This is a genomic window from Bdellovibrio sp. MYbb2, from assembly GCF_056175685.1.
The window spans coordinates 1,158,854-1,180,947 of record NZ_JBJKJI010000001.1; the positions used below are offsets into that span (position 1 = coordinate 1,158,854).

General features: G+C 49.7%; 17 protein-coding genes. 8 read left to right on the top strand and 9 right to left on the bottom strand.

Annotation, left to right across the window (positions count from 1 at the left end):
- Positions 1-24: 24 nt before the first annotated feature.
- A complete protein-coding gene (locus AC04MQ_RS05740) occupies positions 25-3,744 on the top strand; it encodes a TolB family protein (RefSeq protein WP_475391473.1) in 3,720 nt (1,239 codons plus the stop codon).
- Positions 3,745-3,804: 60 nt separating this feature from the next.
- Here the strand turns inward: AC04MQ_RS05740 and AC04MQ_RS05745 are convergent, their stop codons facing one another.
- Positions 3,805-5,778: a hypothetical protein gene (locus tag AC04MQ_RS05745; protein ID WP_015092362.1), complete on the bottom strand. Its 1,974-nt coding sequence runs from the start codon at positions 5,776-5,778 to the stop codon at positions 3,805-3,807.
- A 216-nt stretch (positions 5,779-5,994) separates the two neighbouring features.
- Here AC04MQ_RS05745 and AC04MQ_RS05750 point away from each other — a divergent pair, with 216 nt between their 5' ends.
- Positions 5,995-6,255 (top strand): 2Fe-2S iron-sulfur cluster binding domain-containing protein, encoded by a 261-nt coding sequence (locus AC04MQ_RS05750; protein WP_015092361.1) that lies wholly within the window; start codon positions 5,995-5,997, stop codon positions 6,253-6,255.
- A 46-nt stretch (positions 6,256-6,301) separates the two neighbouring features.
- Positions 6,302-7,282: an MBL fold metallo-hydrolase gene (locus AC04MQ_RS05755; protein WP_041577978.1), complete on the top strand. Its 981-nt coding sequence runs from the start codon at positions 6,302-6,304 to the stop codon at positions 7,280-7,282.
- Positions 7,283-7,298: 16 nt separating this feature from the next.
- On the opposite strand, the gene AC04MQ_RS05760 is transcribed toward AC04MQ_RS05755, so the two are convergent.
- From AC04MQ_RS05760 to AC04MQ_RS05770, 3 genes are read right to left on the bottom strand one after another with little or no spacing between them, the layout of a single operon-like run.
- On the bottom strand, positions 7,299-8,135 hold the full coding sequence (locus tag AC04MQ_RS05760; protein WP_015092359.1) for a DUF6279 family lipoprotein: 837 nt from the start codon (positions 8,133-8,135) through the stop codon (positions 7,299-7,301).
- A 54-nt stretch (positions 8,136-8,189) separates the two neighbouring features.
- Positions 8,190-10,475, bottom strand: coding sequence for a transglycosylase domain-containing protein (locus AC04MQ_RS05765; protein WP_015092358.1), 2,286 nt, complete (start codon positions 10,473-10,475; stop codon positions 8,190-8,192).
- A gap of 52 nt (positions 10,476-10,527) precedes the next feature.
- Positions 10,528-10,800, bottom strand: coding sequence for a hypothetical protein (locus AC04MQ_RS05770; protein WP_235046171.1), 273 nt, complete (start codon positions 10,798-10,800; stop codon positions 10,528-10,530).
- On the opposite strand from AC04MQ_RS05770, the gene AC04MQ_RS05775 reads away from it, so the two are divergent.
- The 3 genes from AC04MQ_RS05775 to AC04MQ_RS05785 all read left to right on the top strand — a co-directional run bounded on the left by AC04MQ_RS05775 (position 10,781) and on the right by AC04MQ_RS05785 (position 13,217).
- Positions 10,781-11,248 carry a co-chaperone GroES gene (locus AC04MQ_RS05775; RefSeq protein ID WP_235046170.1) on the top strand — a complete coding sequence of 156 codons (468 nt, stop codon included), beginning with the start codon at positions 10,781-10,783 and terminating at the stop codon, positions 11,246-11,248. The two genes, AC04MQ_RS05770 and AC04MQ_RS05775, sit on opposite strands and share 20 nt — an antisense overlap.
- A gap of 10 nt (positions 11,249-11,258) precedes the next feature.
- Entirely contained in the window at positions 11,259-12,668 is a 1,410-nt protein-coding gene (locus AC04MQ_RS05780; protein ID WP_015092356.1) for a hypothetical protein, read from the top strand.
- A gap of 174 nt (positions 12,669-12,842) precedes the next feature.
- Complete coding sequence (locus AC04MQ_RS05785; protein WP_015092355.1) at positions 12,843-13,217, top strand: hypothetical protein; 375 nt, start codon at positions 12,843-12,845, stop codon at positions 13,215-13,217.
- Here AC04MQ_RS05785 and AC04MQ_RS05790 read toward each other — a convergent pair.
- The 3 genes from AC04MQ_RS05790 to AC04MQ_RS05800 all read right to left on the bottom strand — a co-directional run bounded on the left by AC04MQ_RS05790 (position 13,214) and on the right by AC04MQ_RS05800 (position 16,753).
- Positions 13,214-14,233 carry a hypothetical protein gene (locus AC04MQ_RS05790; protein WP_475391477.1) on the bottom strand — a complete coding sequence of 340 codons (1,020 nt, stop codon included), beginning with the start codon at positions 14,231-14,233 and terminating at the stop codon, positions 13,214-13,216. The genes AC04MQ_RS05785 and AC04MQ_RS05790 overlap by 4 nt on opposite strands.
- Positions 14,230-15,291 carry an ankyrin repeat domain-containing protein gene (locus AC04MQ_RS05795; protein WP_015092353.1) on the bottom strand — a complete coding sequence of 354 codons (1,062 nt, stop codon included), beginning with the start codon at positions 15,289-15,291 and terminating at the stop codon, positions 14,230-14,232. The genes AC04MQ_RS05790 and AC04MQ_RS05795 overlap by 4 nt, the downstream gene beginning before the upstream one ends.
- 70 nt (positions 15,292-15,361) lie before the next feature.
- Entirely contained in the window at positions 15,362-16,753 is a 1,392-nt protein-coding gene (locus AC04MQ_RS05800) for a hypothetical protein (RefSeq protein ID WP_015092352.1), read from the bottom strand.
- Positions 16,754-17,043: 290 nt separating this feature from the next.
- On the opposite strand from AC04MQ_RS05800, the gene AC04MQ_RS05805 reads away from it, so the two are divergent.
- Positions 17,044-18,234 (top strand): KamA family radical SAM protein, encoded by a 1,191-nt coding sequence (locus AC04MQ_RS05805; RefSeq protein WP_015092351.1) that lies wholly within the window; start codon positions 17,044-17,046, stop codon positions 18,232-18,234.
- Here AC04MQ_RS05805 and AC04MQ_RS05810 read toward each other — a convergent pair.
- Positions 18,226-19,419 carry a serine hydrolase domain-containing protein gene (locus tag AC04MQ_RS05810; protein WP_015092350.1) on the bottom strand — a complete coding sequence of 398 codons (1,194 nt, stop codon included), beginning with the start codon at positions 19,417-19,419 and terminating at the stop codon, positions 18,226-18,228. The genes AC04MQ_RS05805 and AC04MQ_RS05810 overlap by 9 nt on opposite strands.
- Before the next feature lie 258 nt (positions 19,420-19,677).
- Between AC04MQ_RS05810 and AC04MQ_RS05815 the strand changes: the two genes are divergently transcribed.
- Positions 19,678-20,511, top strand: a complete 834-nt coding sequence (locus tag AC04MQ_RS05815; protein WP_015092349.1) for a flagellin N-terminal helical domain-containing protein — start codon at positions 19,678-19,680, stop codon at positions 20,509-20,511.
- A 48-nt stretch (positions 20,512-20,559) separates the two neighbouring features.
- Here AC04MQ_RS05815 and AC04MQ_RS05820 read toward each other — a convergent pair whose 3' ends face one another.
- Complete coding sequence (locus tag AC04MQ_RS05820; RefSeq protein ID WP_475391481.1) at positions 20,560-22,005, bottom strand: HAMP domain-containing methyl-accepting chemotaxis protein; 1,446 nt, start codon at positions 22,003-22,005, stop codon at positions 20,560-20,562.
- Between the last annotated feature and the right edge of the window lie 89 nt (positions 22,006-22,094).

The following is a 22,094-nucleotide window of genomic DNA, read 5'->3' on the forward strand; positions in this document are numbered from 1 at the left end:
CCTAAGGGTTCCGATAAATCCTGTATGGTATTGCGTGTCCTGTACGTCCTTGTGGCGATATTCATTTTCACCGGTTGTTCCCTCGAGGCGAATCTTGAGGACCTGACCAGTCGTAATCAGCTTTTCATCGTTTTGGATGAAAGCAACAAGGCCATCAATTCTTCAAATATTCGCTCCTATGCCATCAAAGGTTCCTGCCAGCATGTGGGTGAACCTGTGCAGATCACGCTGGAAGGCCGTGGCACTTTCGAAGGTCTTTGCGATGCTTCAAAAACTTTTGAAGTTGTTCTGGATCTGGACGGACTGCTGGAGGGCCAGATCCAGATGACAGTTTCACAAAATGAAACTGAACTTAAAAAAACATCACTTGATACAAAAACCATCATCGTGGATCTGACCCCGCCGACGGTGACGGTGAATGCTCCGGACAATGCCGACAACTATCCGGTGTCTTCATTGCGCGCGAACTATCCGATCACCGGGGCATGTTCAGATGCTTTGAATCTGGTCAAGGTCGTGACGTCGCTGCCGTCTGAACATTTCCTGGTGTGTTCGGCTTTGCACCAGTGGGAGATGCGTATGGATCTTTCCACACAGACGGCAAGCTCCATTGATTTTTATATTCAGCATTTTGATACGGCTGGAAATATTTCTGAAACCAAATCTGTGACGATTCGTTATCCGCAGTGGCAGAAGATCAGCCCGGATGTGACTTCCACTGGTTATCCTGCCGTCCGTCAGATCGTTCAGTATGGCGATTCCGGGCGGGTACTGTTGTCGTCACCATTGCGCAACGATGATATGGTGGATTTGGGGCTGGTGAACTTTGATGGCACGGGTTTGACCAGAATCAATCCGATGTCGGGGCAGTGGGGCCTGGATCAGACCTCGGTGATCACTCCTGTTCCGAAGCACAGCCGAGCCCTTTATGTGCGATTCGCAATTGGACGTGTGCAATTGAAAGAACTGCATTCTGTTAAAATCGACGGCAGTGGTGATCGTGTTTTAATGGGGCCAACGTCCGTCAATCCAACGGGTGGTGTGACCTCTTATGCTTTGACGCCGGATCAGAATACGGTCATTGCCATGGGGGACGTGGGCCCGACGGATAACGAGTTCAATCTGTATGCAATCAATGTTTTGACCGGGGCGCAGACGAAACTGAATGGCTCGATGGTGGCCGGCGGTGACGTTCGTGAATTCAGAATCACTCCGGACGGATCGACGGTTGTTTTCCGCATGGACAAGGACATCGACGAAGCTATTGATCTGTATGCGGTGAATGTGAATGGAACGAATCTGCGTCGTCTGGGGCCGGCAATGGCACTTAACGAAGCAGTTCAGTCGGATTATGTTATCAGCGCCGATAGCAAATGGGTTGTCTATCGCGAGAACAAGACCTTCAACAATGGCGGTATGGCCCTGGGGGCTGTGTCATTGGTGACGGGTGAAGTGATTGATGTTTCGGCGACATCATTCAATGGAGTGACGGCCATTGCTGAAATCAGTCCGAACTCCCGCTATGTGGCTTATCGAATTGATCGTGGAATGTCGACATGTCTGGAGATGTGGGTTTATGACCTTCAGACCCGAGCAGACAACCGTGTGACTGTGGCTTGTACCTCCACCACAATGGACGTCGGATCGTTTGTCTGGTCACCGGATTCAACAAAAATCGCCTTTACTCAGGCAATCAGTTCCTATCGCTTTGATCTGCACATTGCCAACCCCGATGGAACAGGTTTGTTGCGTCTGACTACGACGTCCGTCGTGCGCAACGGGGGACATCAGGGGATTGAGAAAAATACGATCAACTTCTCGCCCAACGGGAAAAAAATTATCTGGCAGGCCGATGTCAGCGGGATTTCGCCACCAGCCGTGGGTGAAATGAAATTTGAGCTGATTGCTATTAATACTGATGGCAGCGGGACGCCGGTGGTTTTGACTCCGCAGGCGCAAGCTTCGGTGGTACGAAACTATCCGGTGGTTGAAGTCAGTCCTTCCGGGGATCGTGTCGCTTATATTGCGGATCTGGAAGTCGACGGAAAATACGAGATGTATCTTTCCGCGGTGGACGGCAGTTCCAATCGCAAATTGAGCCCATTGATCAGCAATCTTGATGGAGATGTTCTTTCCGGCAACCTGCAGTACTTCTTTGACTGGGATCTGAATACAGTGATGATGCTGGCTGATGACAACATCGAAGCCGTGAATGGTCTGTACCGTGCGAGCTTGAGTCTTGTGGTCAGTGCTTCTGCGAAAATCAATATGCCGTTGATTCGCTCCGGGGATTATTTCTTTGTGACTCCGCCAGCCAGCGGAACCAAAGTCGCATTCCGTGGAAATCCAGACGTGGATGCGGAAATGCATCTGTATGCTTCAGACCCCAGTGGCAGCAATCTGGTCCGAGTGACAAAAGCGTATCCTGCAGGGGGCGGCAAGCTGACGACTTTTGCATTTACCGACGATGGAACCAAGATCATTTATTTGGCGGATCAGGACACTCCTGGCGTGCAGGAACTTTATGTGGGTGACAGCAATGGAGCTGCGCCCGTTAAGGTGAGCATTCCCATCACTAATCCCAATGGCGCGATCACGGCCTTTAATTTCAATGAGGCGACTCAGAAACTTTATTATATTGGTGACATCACTGTGGACACGATCCCGGAGATTCACCGCGTGAATCTGGATGGAACCGGTGCGCTGAAGATCACTCCGGACTTTGCTCATCCGGTCATTTATTCGGACTGGGATGTTGCGCCTGATGGCAGCTATATCGTGATCCGCATGGACTATGACATTGATGCGAAATGGGAGATCGGTAAAGTGGCCGTGGATGGAAGCGGCACTGTGACTCGCATCAACAGCGTGATTGCTGCGGGTTACGATCTGGCGAGTTTTGTGATTTCCCCGGATTCGCAATGGGTTTGTTATTGGGGAATTACATCAGTTAACAGTGTTTATGATGTTAAAGTCGCTTCAGCGGCGAATCCCGCGGGTGTGAACTATATGGCAGCGCAAGGGGTGGATGCGGTACGCATGGGATCTGGCTGCAGGTTCTCAGAGGATTCCGAATATGCCGTCATCCCTGGTGACTTTGTGACCAACGGTCGCACGACGCTGAAGACTTTCCGTATTTCTGATCAGGCGCAGTTTGACATGAATCCGGGGCTTCCTGCGACGTCGCACACGTCCTTGTATCAGACTCTGACCGAAGGGGCGAATAAGCGTCTGATTGCCCTGAGTGAGTCCTCACCGGATATTTACGAACTGTACAGTATGAATCTGGATGGCTCGGACATTCGTAAAATCAGTCAGAATCCAATTGCGGGTGGGCAGGTGAATGCGAACAACGGGACATCGGTGAAATTCCTGAACGACGCCAATAAAACCATTGTGTACACGGGCTTGATTGAAACTGTGGGCAAGTGGGATCTGTATGCTGTGAAATGGGACGGGACGGAAAGCAGAAAACTTGTCACCCTGAACACCTTTGCGGATATCTATGACACCTTTGTGTCAGCGTTGGCAGACCGTGTGTTCTTCCGCGCGGACAACGACAAGGACGGGGTTCTGAGTCTTTATTCAGTCAAAGGTGATGGTACGGGATTGAAGAATCACATGCCGGGGCTGCAGGGGAATACCGGGGTCTGGAACAGCGTCATGGCGACCTCCAACCGGGTTCTGTTCACCAGTGACGCCTACAATTCCCAGACTCTGGAAGTCTTCGTCGATACATTCTAAAAAAAATCCCGGATTGCTTTCACAACCCGGGACTCTTGAAATTCTGGTTTTACCAATCAACTACATCAATGGAGCTGGTTTGGTGTGAGTGCGGTACTCACCAGCGTCGTCAGAGAACAAACGCAGGTCGAAGCTGCGGTTGTGGATGATGTTCTGGATGTACATCAGTGAACGGTACAGGCTTTCTTCCGCAAATGTGCCGAAGCTGTACTGGATTGGTGTGGTGCCTTTTGCAGACAACACCATTTCATAACGCATCAACTGGTGCTGGGAAGTCTCTGGGACCAGGGACATTAGGAAGCCCACGCCACGTTCGCGCCAGATGCCGATTTCCTGCAGGTCTTCAAACGCCTCGAAGCGTTTTTCAACTGTGGTCGCCGGATTGATGATGATCTGCAGGCGCTCTGCGATGCGCTTGATGTCGCCCGTGAACGCTGCCATCCAGTTGCCAATCGCACCTTTAGGCGGGATCAGGCCACCGATGATCGGTGTGGAACGAGGACGGCTTTTGGTAGCGATGTATGCTTTGAACTTCGCTACAAAGGCTTCTTTCGTCATGTATGGCAGGTAAGCCAAAGCATCCGGATTGAAGAAGACTTCCTGTTTGAAGTAACCATTCACGATCTTGCCGTTTTCAAAGGTCCACAGGTGCCAAGGAACTTTGTTGTATTCCTGCAGGCCGATGGTTTCCTGAACGATCTTTTGGATCTCGCGGAAATCACGAGGGGAAACGTCACGCATTTTCATTTCGTTGCTGGAAGTCAGGGTCACGAAACGCTGAGGCGCCCATCTGCTGTTGGAAGTGAACAGCAAGTTGGAAGTTGCCAAAGTTTCTTCACCGAACAGGCCAAACAGAATTTTGGACTTTTTGTATTTGGAGAAAGTATCCAGCAGGAAATGTCTTTCCTGATCTTTCTTGTCGAAGGAAAGAACCTTGTTTTCACCGTAAGCACGGCCGGCCTCGAACTTCAGCAGGCTCAAAGAAAACTTGGTCTTCGCATCGCGGAACACGCCTTCAGAAGAACCTTTGAATACGCGGTCGATACGACGCTGCTGAGCCGGAGCTTGTGCGTCTTCCATCGTGATGGCTTCAACATCCGTCAGGTCAGCCAACAGCTGATTCTGAAGATCTTTGCGGGATGCCAGAGGATTCAGGATTTTAACATCCTTGAACATCACTTTGTTCTGCATCAGACCGTCGTAGGCCTGAGCCGCTTGCGCGTTGTCCAGGTCAAACACGTAATCCAGCATGATCACGTCGTTTTTCCCCAAACCAGCGCTGGCTTTCAATGGAACGAAGTTCAGCCATTTTTCGATGCGGTTGTCGATCAGGTTCACACCCAGAACTTCCAGGTCTTCCACTTCAACACCGGCATTGGCACCGACGCCTTCGCCGCGAACGGCGATCAGCTTCACGCGCATTTTATTGTCGGCCATACGGAACAGATGAACCATGAAGTTGCCGGACAGGTATGCGTGAGTGGATGCGCCCGCCTCGAAAGAACCTTTCAGGGTGTCGTAGCCCAAAGAAAGGATCAGACTGATTTTGCCTTCAAATGCCACGAAATCGCCAGGCACCAGTCGGGTGATGGCTTTTTCTGCTGTCAAAGGCAGGTTTCTCATTGTGTATGGCAAAGTCAGCAAAGAGTCTTTTTGGTTTTTGAACTGACGGGCAAAGATGATTTCAGTGCCTTTGTTGATACCAAAGCTGACCGGGCTGTCCATATCATTGATCAGGTCGCCGATGTCGACGCCGAAATCCATGATATATTTGTCGATACGAGTGTAGTAGCCGTCAACATAGGACGGTTCAGATTCGATTTTGTAGCGCAGGGAAGTGGAGATACCGTCGATGATATCTGCATTGACCAGGGTCAGGCTGCCGCTGATTTCCTGTTTTGCGACCTGTTTTTTGATTTTTTCCCAGGCATTGGCAGGTTTAAGAACTTCCCAACCAGCTTGAGCTGGGGAAGCGATCATCAGTGAAAGGGCTGCGGCCAAAGCGGCAGTCACAACACGTTTTTTGAGCATCATAAGCTCTCCTTACATACATCCTTGAATTAAACAGCGGTCATCTATGCCGCTCTGCGAGTTCCGTAACTTCGGGGCACGTTACAACCCGGCAAGAGTGGTAGTAAAGAATCTTTCAAAACACAAAGTAAAAACTCTAATGGGCCTAATTACCGGTAAATACCGCTTAGCAGTAGAAAGTATTTGGCGGTACAGCCCCCGCGATGATGTGATGACAGAATGAAGGTTAAATACATCCTCAATGGTCGCGAATATGAAGTCGAAGCAGAATCTGGACGCACACTTCTGGATGTGGCTTTGATCGCCCGTTTGAATCCACCGTACTCCTGTATGGAAGGGAACTGCGGGACCTGCGAAGCTCTGATTGAACAGGGGTTCACCTCTGAAAATAAAGAGGTAAGTCGAGTTGTTCGCACCTGTCAGGCTGTACCATCGTCTGAATTTGTGATTGTGAATTATGACAAAAGCCCGACCCAATAATATGTAGATTGATTCGTGTTTCTAAACAGTTCATCCTGTTCCATATATGTCGCTCACGGTAAAATTTTGGGGAGTCCGAGGCTCTTTGCCATCTGCACCTCCACCCACGGATTGGACTTATCATGTTGAAGGGGTTCTAAGGAACTTCTTCTCGGCTGGCTATCGCGATCCATCCCAGATTTCCCGCTATATTCAAAGTTTGGATGTGCCTCAGGTGGGCGGCTATGGTGCTGCCACGACCTGCGTGGAAATCCAAAGCCCCAAAGGACAATTGATCCTTGATGGTGGCAGCGGTATTCGCAACTTGAGCGAACGTATCATGACCGGCACCACCGGTCGCGGTAAGGGCCCGTTCCATATCTTCATGACTCACTTCCACTGGGATCATGTGATCGGTCTGCCCTTCTTTACGCCGAACTTTATCCCGGGCTGTGAAGTGCATTACTATGCCGTGCAACCGGAACTGGAAAAGCTGATCCGCGGGATCTTCCAGCGTCCGTATTTCCCGGTGCCGTTTGAAGCTTTGAAAGCCAAGATCCACTTCCATGTGATGGAACCGCGCAAGCCGTATCAGTTGGATGACATGACGATCACGCCGTACAAGCTGGATCATCCGGATCCTTGCTGGGGCCTGAAAGTGGAATGTGGTGGCAAGGCTTATGCTCACTGTGTGGATACCGAGGGCACGCGTATCACCCGCGAAGAGCTGGGTGAAGATCTGCCGCTTTATCAGAACGTGAACCTGATGTACTTCGATGCGCAATACACGCTGCCAGAACTGGCGGAAAAAGCCAACTGGGGGCATAGTGCCGCACAGGTGGGTTTGGATATCGCCATTCGTGAAGGCATTCAGAAAGTCATGTTTGCCCACCATGATCCGGGGGCACGCATTGAACATGTTCAGGAGCTGAAACGTCAGACGCGGGAATACTATGAATCCCGGCAGCGTTTCGCCTCGGCGAACCAGAACTCACTTCCGCCGGTGGAGTGGGACTTTGCCCACGAAGGCATGGAAATCAAACTTTAATTAAAAAAGGCGGGGTTCAACCCGCCTTTGCTATTTTTTCCAACTGTGCTGTTTTCTCATTCAGATTTTCAATCAGATTCTTTTTCTGTTTCAGGTCCATCGACCCCAGAACCGCGATCACCAGCTTTTGCAGCTGCTGTTTATATTCGCTGAAGGCCGTTTGATATTCGGGCAGATCCATGGCGGCTGGGTTGTTGTAATAGGTTTTTAAGAACTCTCTTTTGGCTTCAGGGGTGGTCATCAGCTGCTGATAACGGGTCAGGATGTGGGCTTTGTTTCGCGCCTTTAGTTCACCGGGAAAGGGTGATGAATCCAGGTGGGCATTGATCATGTCTTCTTGTTCTGAGGTCAGTGAACCCAGGAACATTTCAAAGTATTCGGTGTACTTGTTGCGCATTTCTTTGCGGTATTTGGAAGTCTGATGGAACTTATCCAGATCGGCTTGGGTTTTCTTTTCAAATTCCCGCGCGAAGGTGGCTAACTGCCTGGGTTCTGTCGAGGAAAGGAAGCGTCCGGCGGTGCCGGCAAAGCGGGCGTTGATCTGTTCAACATCCCTCAGGAAAAGATCAAAATAGAAGCTGGTGCGGGATGAATCTAAAGTCCCTTTTTGCACCTCTTTCTGAAGTCCTTTGAGTCGTGCGATCCATTGGGGCAGAACCTCGGATTTGATTTCACCAAGATCCTTCTGCACGCCGTTTTTAAGGTCCCGGCTTTGTGAACTTGAAATATCAAAATAGTCATCAACCTTTGAAGCAATGTAGGTGTCAGCCCACTTGAATGCGATACCAAAATGATTGCAACCCGTCAGGGTTGCAGATCCGGCAGACAGAATGATGAAAAGAAATTTGTTCATTCATCAATTCTATCAGACGAAGCCGTGTTAGCCGCGCTGGGAGCGGTTTTCAGATCAAAGGTCGGGGGATTTCGCCTTGTCAAACACGAGTTCCACTTGAGTTGGGTCACCTTCCTTGTAGGCATTTAAAGCCTCAAGAGTCTTTTGATCCAGCATCACTTTTTCCGTGTTTTCCGGCCATGGGAAGTCATCTGCCGGGAACCGGGTGCCGATCTTTTTCATGAACTGAGTCCACACCGGGACCGCTCCGTTAGAACCAGTCAGCTTGTGCGGAAGATTGTTGTCATAACCGACCCACACTACGGTGGTCAGATAAGGAGTAAAGCCCGCAAACCACGCATCCTTGTTGTCACTGGTGGTGCCGGTTTTGCCCGCTGCCGGATTGAAGAATCCATTCAGAGTGATCGAACGAGCCGTGCCTGACAAAATGGTTTGTTTCATCATGCTGACCAGACTCGCCACTGCGGCAGGATCGACGGTCGCTGTCGGACGGGGATCGTGCACGAAGACTTCCACGTTGTCCGAATTTAAAGCGCGTCTGATAAAGGACAGTGCTGGCTTTTGCCCCATAGCTGCCAGGGTCATATAGCTTTGCAAAACCTCTTTCGGATACATTTCAAACGCACCCAAAGTCATCGCCGGGAAAGATTTAAGCTGCGAAGTCACACCCATTTCATGGGTCACATCAATGACGTTCCCCAAGCCTACCGCCAGTCCCAGGCTGGCAGTGGCAGCGTTCAGGGAATTTTTCAATGCATAGAACATCGGAACTGTGCCGAAAAATTTCTTGCCATAGTTTTCCGGGGACCAGGCCTGACCTTCATACTTGTAAGTGAACTTTTCATCGTTCAGCAAAGTCACCGGGGTATAAGGCTCGCCGGTTTCGGTTTTGTTCAGCAGGGCCGTCAGGTAAACGAAGGGCTTCATGATCGAGCCGATCTGGCGGTGACCATCGATGGCGCGATTAAACTGGGTCATGCGGAAGTTTCGGCCGCCGACAACCACGCTGACCAAGCCTGTCTGATTGTTGCCGACCAGAACGGTGCCTTCCAGGGAATGACCTTTGGCTTTCAGGCCCGAGATGTGTTTGTTGTTTTTCTCCAGGTTTTCCAGATGGCCACGCAAAGAATTCTGCGCGGTTTCCTGTGCTTCCAGATCAAGACCGGTATAGATTTTCAATCCATCGGGGCTTAGTCCCTGAGTCGTCAGTTGCTTGCGAACTGCATCCAGATAGTACGGTGCTGTTTCGGAAGCAATCGTTCGCGGGGCGCCCGGAAGTGGCTGGCGATCGGCTTCGTCAAACTGTGCCTGAGAGATGTAATCCAGGCCCTTCATTTTCGTGAGCACCAGATTGCGGCGGCGCTCGGCGTTTTCAGGCTTTTTGAATGGATTGTAAAGACCCGGGCTGTTCACGATCGCCGCCATCAGCGCGCATTCGCTGATATTCAGATCGGTCAGTTCTTTGCCAAAATAGTAGCGAGCGGCCGCACCGTAACCCCGCACTTGGAAGGCGCCGTTTTGGCCCAGATAGATCACGTTCAGATAAGTTTCCAGAATCTGGTCTTTGCTGAAGCGGGACTCCAGCAGCACGGACATGATGAATTCCTGATACTTTCTTTTCAGGGTTCTTTCGCTGGTCAGGAAATAGTTCTTCACCAGTTGCTGAGTGATGGTGCTGCCCCCTTGGGCCCGGCGACCGGAAGTGACGTTTTTTACCAGGGCGCGGAAGATGCCTTTGAAGCTGACTCCGCCATGTTCCAGGAACTGGGCGTCTTCGATGGACATCACTGCATTGGAACACATCGGTGGTACTTCACCCAGAGTGACAGTTTTTTGCATCAGCGGTTCGTTGCCGATATATTGAGCAAGAAGGGGAGCCTCGCTGACGGCCTCTTGCACTTCTTCAAAGGGGGCGCCCTTGAAGATGCGGGAAATCAAACGGTCTTTTTGCACCACCAGAATCTGAATGGAGCTGTCCACGTCCTGAGTGCGGGTGTCTTGCGTGACCCAGCCGATGCAAGCGTCCTGATTTTCATCCAAACCCACCTGCAGACGGGCGGCGCACTGCTCGCGTGTGGCAATAAAGTAATCTCCGGACAGCAGTCGTTGATCGAACTCGCGACGGCGATAGTTCTGACGCAGAAGCTGTTTCTCGATGTCAGAGATCTGGATCAGACTGTGTGTCTGGAAAGTCGGTGGAGCTGCGTAAAATTCAGTCGGAACGATGAACTTTTTCGATTCCAGTTTGGCAGTCAGTTCTTTCTCGAGCGCAAAGTACGAATAAGCGCCAATGCCAAGCCCGCAGATGATTACAAGCGTCAGAAGGATTGTAAAAGCCAATAAAATAGTCTTTAATCGTGGTCGAATCATAGATGACAGAGTAGTACGAAACTCACTCGGTGAACAACCTTTGAAAATGTTTTTCATAAGTTGCCTTTGTGAAAGGATTGTTTGTGGCTAAGAAGAAATCTTCTGCTAAAAAAGCCAGTGTAAAAAAGGTCGTTAAAAAGGCCGTCAAAAAAAGCGGTGTAAAAAAATCTCCTGCAAAAGCCGCTAAAAAACCAGCTCCCGCAAAAAAGAAAGCTCCTGCCAAGAAAACGGCTGCTAAAGCACCAGCAAAAAAAGCTGCTGTGAAGAAGCCGGCTGTGAAAAAGGCCGTTGCCAAAAAGCCGGTCGCTAAAAAGGCTGTGAAAGCTGGCAAACCTGCGGCAAAAAAGGCGGCAGCGAAACCAGCTAAAGCAGCAGCTCCAAAGGTTGCTATGCCGACCGCTCACTTGGTGCGTGAATCTGCCCCTGTTAAAAAACTGGATTTGAGTGGCTTTGTCACTCCATTGGACGACCGTCTGATGGTTCAGGTTTCTGGTGCCGAAAAAATGACCGCGGGTGGTTTGTATATTCCTGACTCTGTGGCTGACACTTCCGGGAACATGCAAGGTTTCGTTGTGGCTGTTGGACGCGGGCACATGAATAAAAAAGGCCATGTGCGTCCGATGGATGTGCAAGTCGGGGACAAAGTTGTGTTCTCTGAATATGCCGGTTCTAAAATCAAAATTCAAAATGAAGACCTCATTATTCTGCGTGAAGCGGATGTGATGGGCGTGGTTTCCAAGTAAAGGAATAAAGATGTTGAAAAAGAACTTTTTGAAAGCATTGGGTCTTTCTGTCGCATTGGCGACTCCGGCGGCTCACGCCCTGTCTTTGGATTGGAGCGGTGGTTACCGTTTTGAATGGACTGAGATTGATCGTCCGTCTTTGGGTTCTCCGACGGAAAGAAAAGCTTACGGCACCAACTATCTTTATCTGAGCCCGACTGTGATCGCGGCAGACGGTGTGAACGTTGTTTCCCGTTTTGATATCCTGAACAGCGCGGATTATCCAAATTCTCAGCTGGGTGAAATCTGGGGTTTGAACTCCAACACGGCTGCGGCTTCTTCCACGAACCAAGGTTCCACCAATGTTCGTGTCAGCCAGCTTTATCTGACTGTGAACCAGGAATACGGCGCTTTGGTTGTGGGTCGTGCTCCGTTTGAGTTCGGTTTGGGTATGACTTACAATGCCGGCAAAGGTCTGTTCGACCACTGGTATGACACTCGCGATATCGTGGGTTACAAAATCGTGGTGGGTGACTGGTTCTTCATGCCGTCCTTGGGCCGCAAACAGTCCACTGGCTACGGTCAGGGTGGTTCTATCTCCACAATGGGTTTGCACCTTCAGTATGAAAATGCAGAAAACAAAACCACTTTGGGCGTTTATCAGGAAACTTCCAAAGGTGTGAAAGAGGCTTTGGGTTACCAAACTCCGGATCAGGTTGAAGCTATCGGTGGAGCAGGCGCGACTGTTGGTGAAAGCATGAACGTTCAGCGCACCAACGTGGTGTTTGGACGCGGTTTTGATTCCTTTGGTTTCAAATTGGAAGCCGGTTTCCAGAGCGGTGAAACAGGTGTTTTGACCGCAGGTGGTGATTCTGTGTCCTTGAATGGTTTCGGTGTGGCTTTGGAATTCGAAGTTCCAGCTAAAGAATCCAAATGGGATTACAGAGTTCGTGCCGGTATGGCGACGGGTGAAGACGGTGGTTCTTCCGGTTTCGGTGGTTATGCCTTCAATCAGAACTATGATGTGGCGATGTTGTTGTTCAATCATCGTTTGGGCATGAAAGACTTCCTGAATACCAACGCTTATCGTTCCAATCCGAACCTGACTGTTGGAAATTCTGCGGATGATGAATACGTGAGCAACGCAATTTACCTTGCTCCATCCGTGAACTATGCTTGGTCCGAAAGAGTCGACCTTCGCAACACTCTGGTTTATGCACAATTGATGCAGACCCAGAATTCTTCTGTTGATTCTACAAAAGATCTGGGCCTAGAATGGGATATCGACGTGGTTTACAAACACAGTGATAAAATTCAGTGGGTGAATCAGGTCGGTCTTCTGTTCCCAGGCGAAGCTTGGAAAAACGGGTCTGGAGCAGACGGAAACCTGGATAACGGGTTTACATTTGGATTTGCATCTAAAGCCGCCATCAGCTTTTGATTACAGCACGATTGCAACTTGTACGACAGCTTGATGACTACTTGAAACATCTTGTTTGGTGGTGAGCAGGGCCCGGGGGGCGAAAGTCCCCCGGGATTTTTTTTGCCTTAAAACATCATAGACAACGCTCCGGGGATTTGTAATATCAGGTCTGCAACCGAAATCGGAGGTTCTATGAAAGCGTTCTTTGGATCCATCGCGACTGTTTTGTTGTTGGCAGCTCCTGCCGCCCAAGCCTGGACCGAAGTGGCCTACGAAACTATCTTTGCTAATCAGCCGACCTTCCAGCAGATTATTTTGCGTAATAGCAAAGCCGAATATCAGGAAGTCATGGTTCAGGTCATGAACCCCAATGGGGCCCGCATTCAAAGAGCCGAAATTATCACCGAACAGGGCTGGTCCAAACCGGTCTGGAGACTTGAAGGCGACTACCGCTTCGGCATGCAGCGATCCGACGTTTTTCAAAAAGCTAAAATCAGATACTTCCGTACCTATCTGACGACTCTTCGTCCGGGTGAACCGGTTCGTCTGCGCGTGATGATGCGCTAGAGGGAATCTTCCATTATAGGTGAAGTGTAGTGGCAGCCCATAAGACACAGGGGCATATTCTTTACGCCCATCATTCCTGTTGCCATGACATATTTGTTCTTTAGATCTTCAGCTTCCTGTTCGGTCATGTGATCCAAATCAAAAAAGGTTCTGGAAGTAAGGGGAATGTCCTCGCTTGCCTTAAACGTAATATAGCTCCTAGTCTGCGGAAGAATTTCGGCAGCCGCTGTTAGCTGGGCATGTTGCGGAGCAAGGTCTTTAGACAGCAAAGCCAACTTAATAAAGGCAAACGGAGTTCCAACCAGTTTGCCGCCGGCAACGGGAAGTTCTATTTCCATGTTTTCGACTTTCTTACGGCTTAAGAGATACTTAAGATAATTTAGATTTCCACTGGGATGGCGGGACTGAGAGATGATTTCTCCTAACAGCCAAATTTTGAAATTCTGATTGTCCAAATTATCCTGGCAATAGGTTTCTGCCAACCCCAGGACGGTATTGCTGAAAGTGTTTGAAAAGACACTCATGAACGAGTGAACGTTTAATAGATCTGAGCAGCCCAGATTGATCTTTTGAAAGTGAGCCCACGCCTTTTCCAAAGTGCCATAGGTCGACAAGTTTTGATATTGGAGCATCGCCCACATTCCAATGGCATTTCCGGATTCTTGGCTATATTCCCGAACGAGCAGGTATGGTTTTTTGTGAAAACTGGAACCTTTGATAAAGGCAGAAGCTCCCTTCGCAATCAGAAGACTGACGATAGGATGGTTTCCCCGCTGGAGAGCAACCTCTAAAAGGGTTTGTCCGTTTTCTTCAATTGTTGCCAAATCCGGCATGGGCCGGGATTCGATAAGTGATTGAACTTCTTCGAAGGAAGCGTACTTCACGGCCTGAAAGATTGATTGAGCCGGAGATTCTACCGACCTTGTAGTGACGTATTTTTCTTCAGCCTGGTCTTTCTGAAATGCGCAACCCACAACGAAGAAGACGAGGAGGCTTGAAATAAGCAGACTTTTCATTCCTCTTCCTCCGGGTTCCAGAAGTCTCCGCTGGCCTCTGCCAATGAATCATTGAGGATGGTGTTGCCCCAAAAGTTTTCGTCGTTGCGGAGTTCATCGATAGTAATCGAGAATTTTGCTTCGTCGATAGTTTTACACTTTCCCGGGCAATAGATTGTGGCCAGTGCCTCCGGAAAACGTGTGATTTTTTGCAGATAAGTGCTGAAGTTCTCGTGTCTGGCTGGATACTTGATATTTCGCCACCAGAGCAAAAGCGATGGATTTACAAAGTAGGTGCGGTCTTCTTTATCGCTATAGTGCCAATATCCATGGAATTTATTCGGCATTTTGCCAGATATAAACTCTGCCAAAGCGAAGTGCGGAAGAGCCTTATTTAGTTGGGTATCAAGCTCGTCAAGCAGAATATAAGAAGCATCTTTGACCAGCCTTTCAAATAGCTCGTCATTTTGCATGGAGGGAGCTTTAATAAGCTTTTCTATTATGGCCAAAGGAATTTCATGGTCGCGATATCCACGCGTGATTGCGGGTATCACCTCGGAGGCCGGAGTCTGATTGGTGATGACAAAAGTCAGCAGCTCTTCAAAGGACCTGCTCTTAAGAAGACTTCGAATTTGCGATTTGGACCGTGATATGCCCGCCCTGAGAGCGTGGTACTTAAACAGCTCTAAGGAGCTTGGTTTCTTTTGTTCTAATTTTAGAGTGCCGACTTCCTGATACAAAGACTTCTTGGTTGTGGTATTGGCCACGAATGGTGAGGCGCCCAACTGAGCCAGGTGCCGGATGACTTCAACGTCACCACGCAAGGCTGCATTTTCCAATGGCGTGCTGCCATCTGGAAAATTCTGATTTAGATCGGCTTGGGACTTGGTTTGAATGGCGTCCTTCAGGTCATGAAGTTCAGCTTCAAGAATAAGTTTTTGGAAGGCGTTCTCAGGGGTTTTGGCTGACTGGGCCAACGGCGTTTCAGACGGCGCGGCTGGTTTGTTTTGATCTTTCGAGAAAGAACAACCCATCAAAACAGTCATTATGATTGTTTGCGCAAGAATGACTTTTTTCATGTTTTGTTCTCCTTTCTCAATAGGACAAGGGTCCTTCGTGGACCCTTGGGAGGATTGAATCAGTTAGCTTTTATTGACGACCGCGGATCAGTGCTCTTTGCTGCAAAGCTTCGGCCGTCGCATCGCGTGGGGTTCCGAAAGTCACACCGCTGCTGTTTGGGTGAACATTCAGTTGCGTTTGCGTCTGAGTGCTCAGCGCCGTACCACCTGTTCTGGAGGAAACTCCTGATGGAATTGTCCCTGGCGTGGTTGGCAAAGTTCCGATGGAAGTAGTTGGAACCTGGCTCTGAATAGTGCCGATGGTGCCGCGACCCGGGTTTTGAAGTCTACCGGACAGGTCGATACCTGGGTCTTTAACGGTACCAGTCGTTTTTCCGGCGAAGGCGTTCAAAAGAGCGAGGTAGGATTCAGTTAAGAAAGTTCTATAAGATGCTTTCTGCATTTCGGTGATGTTGCCAATTGAACTCGCTGATTGAATACCAACAAGACTGTTTCTCTCAAGGATAGAAGCCAATGCGCTAGTTTCGCCTTTGCGAATTTCAGCTTCGGTGGTCAAATATGCGAATTCTTGTTGATTTGTAGTTTTCAGAGACAGTGCAGTTAGTGCTGCTGCTTGCTCGGCTTCGTATTTCAACAGGTTTGACTGCGCAGACAATAGCTTTGAGCGAACCATTTCATGCTTTCTTGGTATTTCAGCAAGTAAATTTCTTGTTAGAAGTAGAGTCTTCTCTTTCAGAGTGTCTGCATCTTCTTTGGCCCATTGGAATGAGATGTTGTCGTCATAGGAAATCAGACCTGCTTTTACTCGGTCCTGCAGGTTAAGTGAGGATCTGATAGTGGTAAGCTGTTCAACCAAAAGCGGCTGAATTGCTTCAGAGAAGAACTTGGATGCTTCGGACGAAGTTACATCTTTCTTTTCGTCATTCAATATGTCTGTGAATCCTGGAGCTAGGCAGGAAAGAGCGTCTGCAATCTCTTTATGGCGCTTGCACTCTTTACGCAGCTTCTCGAAGTGGTCTACAGCCTTCTTTTCAACAACCTCTTCACCCGTAGCCTCAGCATCCGCTTCTGCCACTTCTTCTTTTTTAGCCACTTTCTTTTTAGGTGCAGCTGGTTGTTCAGCCAATTTTTTCATCAGCTCAACATTCAGGGCATCGATATCAGATTTGTTTTTTGCGCTCAGGACGATGGTGTCGTAACCACACTTGCCTTCGCAGACTTTGCCTTCAGTTGTTCTTTTTGGAACCAAAGCCAGGACTTCTTCATCACCGTTATCAATGTATTTAACGGGCATCACACCTTCAGCGGTGTAAACCTTGCTTTCAGTCAGATCGCCGCTTGTGGAAGCGAAGTCTGCGGAAGCAATTCCGTCATTATGAGTGTTGAACGATACATTGAATCCCAAGACAGCCAGCAGAGCTGATGTCAGAACCCATTTCTTTTGCGGGTAAGTGAATTTCATAAGTCCTCCTATATGAAGGGAACATCCAGTCCCTTTTATCTACACTTATGTAAAGCGAAGGCCGGGCCAAAACCCGAGGTTCGTGCCATCGGCCCTAAACACAGGAAATAGCTAAGAGTTCTCATGTTGAGATTCATTGCACGGCCCGTAGAGGTTGTAGAACTTCTGGTGTCTCGATGCGAGAACCCTCAAAAAATACCGAATTTCAATAGCTTAGCGCTGTTTAAGGGGGCGAAAGGCAAAGCGTGAAAAAGCGCCCCTTTCGGTCACTTTTAGGCTATAAGACTGCCATGAAGTTTCATTTCCCGCGAAGCAAAAGGCCTGAACATGTCGCCGAATCCGATTGGAATAATTGGACCTGGCAGCTTCGTCATTCCCTCAAGTCACAAGACGATTTCGCCCAGCATTTTGAATTAAGTGCGGATGAAAAAGCGGCGTTCGTGGGTGGGAAAGAACTTTTCAACGTGCGCACAACGCCGTACTACGCAAGCCTTGCACAAGGTGCTGCGGGCCAGTCCATCCGCCAGATCCTGATGCCTCATCGCTATGAAATCGAAGAAGGTGATCAGCAGATGCTCGATCCTTTGGGGGAACGTCAGAACAAGGCAGCCCCTCGCTTGATCCACCGCTATTCAGATCGTGTGTTGTTCCTGATCACAGACATCTGCAGTGTTTACTGCCGCTTCTGCACCCGCAAACATTTCACCGGGCAAGAGCAGGCCTTCATCCGCAACGAAGAATACGAACAGGCTCTGGCCTATATCAAGTCCCACACCGGGATTCGTGAAGTGATTCTGTCCGGCGGCGATCCGCTGACGGTCAGTGACAAGCAACTGGACCGGGTGCTGGGGGACTTGCGTGCGATCGAGCATGTCGAGATCATCCGTATCGGTTCCCGCATGCCGGTGGTGTGCCCGATGCGCGTGACTGAAGAGCTTGTGCAGATTCTGAAAAAGCACAAACCGGTGTTTTTGATGTCGCACTTTAACCATCCGGACGAGCTGACAGCCGAAGCTGTGGAGGCTTTGGAAAGACTGGTGGACAACGGTGTGCCGGTGATGAATCAGATGGTGCTATTAAACGGCATCAACAATCATCCGGCATTGGTGCAGGCCTTGAACCGCCGCCTGTTGTTCCTGCGTGTGAAGCCTTACTACATGTTCCAGTGCGACCCTTCATTGGGTACTGATCACTTGCGCACATCTGTGGAAGATTCACTGGAAATTCAAAAAGAGCTGTGGGGTCACCTGTCCGGTCTTGCGATGCCGAATCTGTCTTTGGATATTCCCAATGGCGGGGGGAAAACTTATCTGGTACCGAACTTTGAAGTCGGCCAGGAAGGCCGTACTCGTCACTATGTCGGTTGGGACGGGGTGAAGGCTGAATACGTCAGCCCTGCACCGGAAAAGATTCGCAAGCCCGATGCCTCGATGTACGAGGCCGAGTGGGCTCACCTGAAAAACAGCAAGAACTTACTTTAGTTTTCCGTTCACGCCATCCAAAAGCTCTTTGCCCAGAAGGCCGATTTCTTCCAGCTTCTGCACTGGCAGACGGTTGAAAGTCACAGCCCAGGCATAACCATCACCGTGACGGGTGAAATAGGAAAGCGTTCCGGTTTCCAAAGCCCCGGCGTGTCCGATGTTTTTCCCGCCTTCCATGCACACCCAGCCCAAGCACGCATTCGGATTTCCGATGGTGGTCACGGGTGCTGTCATCACCGCGACAGTTTCAGGTTTTAGAATTTGTACACCTTTGTTCCAAGGGGTTACGGCATTGGCAATCTTCACCAGATCTGATGGTGTCGCCAGCCAACCACCGTGCCCATCCATGGTATGGAAGACATAACCATTGTAGGACTGCGGTCCCATGGTTTTATTGTCGAAAACAGACTTGTTGGGTGCAGAGCGGGGATCATCATAATAGCGCGCTTCGTTTGGCAGAAGGTCTTGCAACGTGTTCCCGGCAATCTTCATATCGGTGATGCCCAGCGGTTGCAGGACTTTCTGCTGCACATACTGTTCGTAAGGCATTTTAGACAGGGACTCGATAATACGAGCCAGAATGTTGAAGCCCAGATTGGAATAGTGGAACTCTTTCCCCGGAGCCACATCCAGCTTCTGATATTTCAAAACATAAGAAATCACAGTCTCAGCACTTGCCGGAACCGCGGTCTTCATTTTTTTTGCAATGGTGTAGACTTCATATTGCGGGTCACCGCTGACGCTCAGATCCCAACCGCCGGAATGCTGAAGCAAATCACGCAGGGTGATTTTGTAAACGCGGTGATCGCGGATCTGGCGGTACTTTGGCAGATAACCACGCGGGCCGAAGACAGGTTTGTTCAGAGCTTTTTCCAGATCGACACCGGAATCTTCCAGTACTTTGAACATGGCGATGGCCGTGATGGGTTTGCTGGCGCTGGCAATGCGCCATAAAGTGGTGTCGGTGGGCGCTGTTTTGTTTTCGACGTCCGCCAAGCCATAGTTGGCAGTGTGAATGATCTCGCCGTCTTTAAGGATTGCGACAGAAGCACCAGGTATATTGTGTTTTTGAATGAAAGTACTTACGAAGTCACCGGCGGTTTTCGCCGATTCATTCTTTTTCGGGGCGCTGGTGCAGCCGATCATCAGCAGCGAAACCAGCAGGGTCATCAGGGATGTTTTCATTAAGAGCTCCTTCTCGCTATGAGACAGCGTGATCGATTTTTGGCTTAAAGAAAACAAGTTTTCGTGGATTTTCTTAGCCGTCAGTACAGTTGCGTTTTGGCCAGTTGTTAATGTCCGGTGAAAATTCAATCCATAGTCTTGTGAAGTACCATCAGAATCACCCGAATAGTTCAGCAGACACAACCGCAAACTCGGATGTAGGCGGTCAACTATTCAAGGAGGCTAAGCCATGGTTATGACGAAGTAGCGAGGAAATAAATGGGAATGAGAGTAACAACCAATATTGCAGCCCTGAATGCCCAAAGAAATCTGGCGGGTTCGCAAAGAATCGTAAATGATTCTATGGCCAAACTCGCTTCGGGCAGTCGAATCAACAAAGCGGCAGATGATGCTGCGGGTTTGGCGATATCAGAAGGGTTGAAGGCCCAGATTCGTTCTGCAGCTCAGGCTCAAAGAAATGCCAACGATGGTATTTCAATGATCCAGACGGCAGAAGGCGGTCTGAACGAAGTCGGCAATATCATCGTGCGCCTGCGCGAACTGGCAATCCAGGGTGCTTCCGACACAGTCGGGGAAACCGAGCGCGGGATGCTTAATAAAGAGGTGACTCAGCTGACCAGCGAAATGCAGCGTATTGCCAAGTCCACGACGTGGGGTACGACGAAGTTGCTGGATGGCTCGGCGCCAAAATTTGATTTCCAGGTGGGCATCGGCAACGACGATTTCGCGGATCGCATCAGCTTTAATGCGGGCGAGCACGCGGCGACGCTGGATGCTTTGGGTCTGGAAGGACTGGATTTCTCTTCGAAAGAAGGGGCACAGACAGCACTGAAACGACTGGACGATGCGCAGACGAATGTCAGCGGCACCCGGGCTTATCTGGGGGCTTTGCAGAATCGTCTGACTTCGACAGTGGACAACCTGGGTGTGACTCAGGAAAACCTGTCCGCGGCCAACAGCCGTATCCGTGATACTGATGTTGCAACAGCATCCAGTGAAATGGTCAGAAATAATATTTTACTGCAGGCAGGAACTTCGATTCTGGCTCAGGCAAATCAAGCAAACCAGTTGGCGTTAAAGCTGATCGGTTAGCAAGTACTCCGTGAGGGGGCCCATTCCCGGGCCCCTTTTTTTTTGCTCTTAAGAGGCCTTGCGGCCTTCGATCAATCCACGCAGATCCGAAATCAGGGAGTCCACGGCTTCGGTTTTTTCATTCAGTTCTTTTGCAATGGAAGAAACCTGTTCTGAAGCCTTGGTGTTGCTTTGCGATGTCGTGTCTAGGCTGACCAGGGCCCCGGAAACCTGCTGGATGCCCACACGCTGTTCTTCACTGGACGAAGCAATGTCCTGATTATAAGAGGACACCTTTTCAATGTCTTTATGGATGCGAGTCAGAACATCCTGGCTTTGGCCGGCCTTGGCAACACCTTCATTAATGTAGCTGGCACTTTGAGAAATCAATTCAGAGATCTCTTTCGCCGACACGGAACTTCTTTGTGCCAAGGAACGAACTGCTTCAGCCACCACGGCAAACCCACGACCGGCTTCACCAGCCCGGGCCGCCTCGACCGCGGCATTCAGTGCCAGCAGATTTGTCTGGAAGGAAATGTCTTCAATGATATTGATGATGTCCTGCATTTTTCTGGAACTGTCACTGATCTTGGTCATTGAGTTCATCAGTTGTTTGATCGCACCCGAGCCGTCTTCAGCAGAAGTTCGGGAGTCTTCAGAAGCCACCTTGGCCTGACGGACGCGGTCGCTGCTGATTTTAACGATGGCTTCAATCTGACTGATCGAGGCGGTGCTGGCTTCCAGCATGGAGGAAGCTTTGCTAGCGCCATTTTGAACGGTCACGCTGGCTTCGGAAAGATAGCTGGCGGCTTTATGCACTTCCTGGGAATTGTCGGCCAGAGCGTCGCAGATTTGTTTGACCGTCTTGGCAACAGACGAGGAAGCAAAGAACGACACCAGTCCCGCCAGGACAATTGAAATAGCAGCAAAGACAGTCACCCAGAAGCGCGCTTGTTCTTCGGCGTTCACTGCCTCATGCGCGGACTGATCCGCGTACTGCACCTGATAGGTTGTTTCATTCAGCAGGGGTTCGTAGACTTTTTGTGCTTTTGTGGGACATACATCGCGAATCAATGCGACAACTTTGTCTTCGTTCTCTTTGTAGTGCGCACTTAAAGCCAGAATCTCGCCGCCGAAGTTTTTGAACTCAGTCCACCCTGCGATGAACTCTTTATAGCTTTTGCGTTCTTTGGCAGAAGGGTCGATCTTTTCATAGGCATCAATATGCTTTTCAAAAAGGACGACTTGCTCTTTGGCTTTTTCAACATAGTGATTCACATCTTCCTGGGTGTTGCCCGCAAGGCCGATGCTGCGAACATGGATGCGCAATTCGCGTATGGTGGCGCGAAGGTCGGCAAGTTCTTTTAAGGAGGGCAGGTTTTCCTGTGCGACGATGCTGTACTCACCACTGACTTTGTTCAGGAAGTAAAATCCCAGCGCGCCGCTGGTTGCGGAAAGCAGGGCTACCGAAAGACCCATCACCGTTAACTTTGCTTTCAAACTCCAGGATTTCATCAACGACCTCACATAAAACTCTGTAAAAAAAATTTGATGACAGAAATTTAATCGGCGGCAATCAACCAAAGTTGAGTAAAAAGATGAAA

What these genes read in the sequence shown, in the direction of transcription:
- AC04MQ_RS05740 (WP_475391473.1), top strand. Translation starts at nt 25, where the DNA reads ATGGTATTGCGTGTCCTGTACGTCCTTGTGGCGATATTCATTTTCACC.
- AC04MQ_RS05745 (WP_015092362.1), bottom strand. Translation starts at nt 5,778, where the DNA reads ATGATGCTCAAAAAACGTGTTGTGACTGCCGCTTTGGCCGCAGCCCTT.
- AC04MQ_RS05750 (WP_015092361.1), top strand. Translation starts at nt 5,995, where the DNA reads ATGAAGGTTAAATACATCCTCAATGGTCGCGAATATGAAGTCGAAGCA.
- AC04MQ_RS05755 (WP_041577978.1), top strand. Translation starts at nt 6,302, where the DNA reads ATGTCGCTCACGGTAAAATTTTGGGGAGTCCGAGGCTCTTTGCCATCT.
- AC04MQ_RS05760 (WP_015092359.1), bottom strand. Translation starts at nt 8,135, where the DNA reads ATGAACAAATTTCTTTTCATCATTCTGTCTGCCGGATCTGCAACCCTG.
- AC04MQ_RS05780 (WP_015092356.1), top strand. Translation starts at nt 11,259, where the DNA reads ATGTTGAAAAAGAACTTTTTGAAAGCATTGGGTCTTTCTGTCGCATTG.
- AC04MQ_RS05785 (WP_015092355.1), top strand. Translation starts at nt 12,843, where the DNA reads ATGAAAGCGTTCTTTGGATCCATCGCGACTGTTTTGTTGTTGGCAGCT.
- AC04MQ_RS05790 (WP_475391477.1), bottom strand. Translation starts at nt 14,233, where the DNA reads ATGAAAAGTCTGCTTATTTCAAGCCTCCTCGTCTTCTTCGTTGTGGGT.
- AC04MQ_RS05795 (WP_015092353.1), bottom strand. Translation starts at nt 15,291, where the DNA reads ATGAAAAAAGTCATTCTTGCGCAAACAATCATAATGACTGTTTTGATG.
- AC04MQ_RS05800 (WP_015092352.1), bottom strand. Translation starts at nt 16,753, where the DNA reads ATGAAATTCACTTACCCGCAAAAGAAATGGGTTCTGACATCAGCTCTG.
- AC04MQ_RS05805 (WP_015092351.1), top strand. Translation starts at nt 17,044, where the DNA reads ATGAAGTTTCATTTCCCGCGAAGCAAAAGGCCTGAACATGTCGCCGAA.
- AC04MQ_RS05810 (WP_015092350.1), bottom strand. Translation starts at nt 19,419, where the DNA reads ATGAAAACATCCCTGATGACCCTGCTGGTTTCGCTGCTGATGATCGGC.
- AC04MQ_RS05815 (WP_015092349.1), top strand. Translation starts at nt 19,678, where the DNA reads ATGGGAATGAGAGTAACAACCAATATTGCAGCCCTGAATGCCCAAAGA.
- AC04MQ_RS05820 (WP_475391481.1), bottom strand. Translation starts at nt 22,005, where the DNA reads ATGAAATCCTGGAGTTTGAAAGCAAAGTTAACGGTGATGGGTCTTTCG.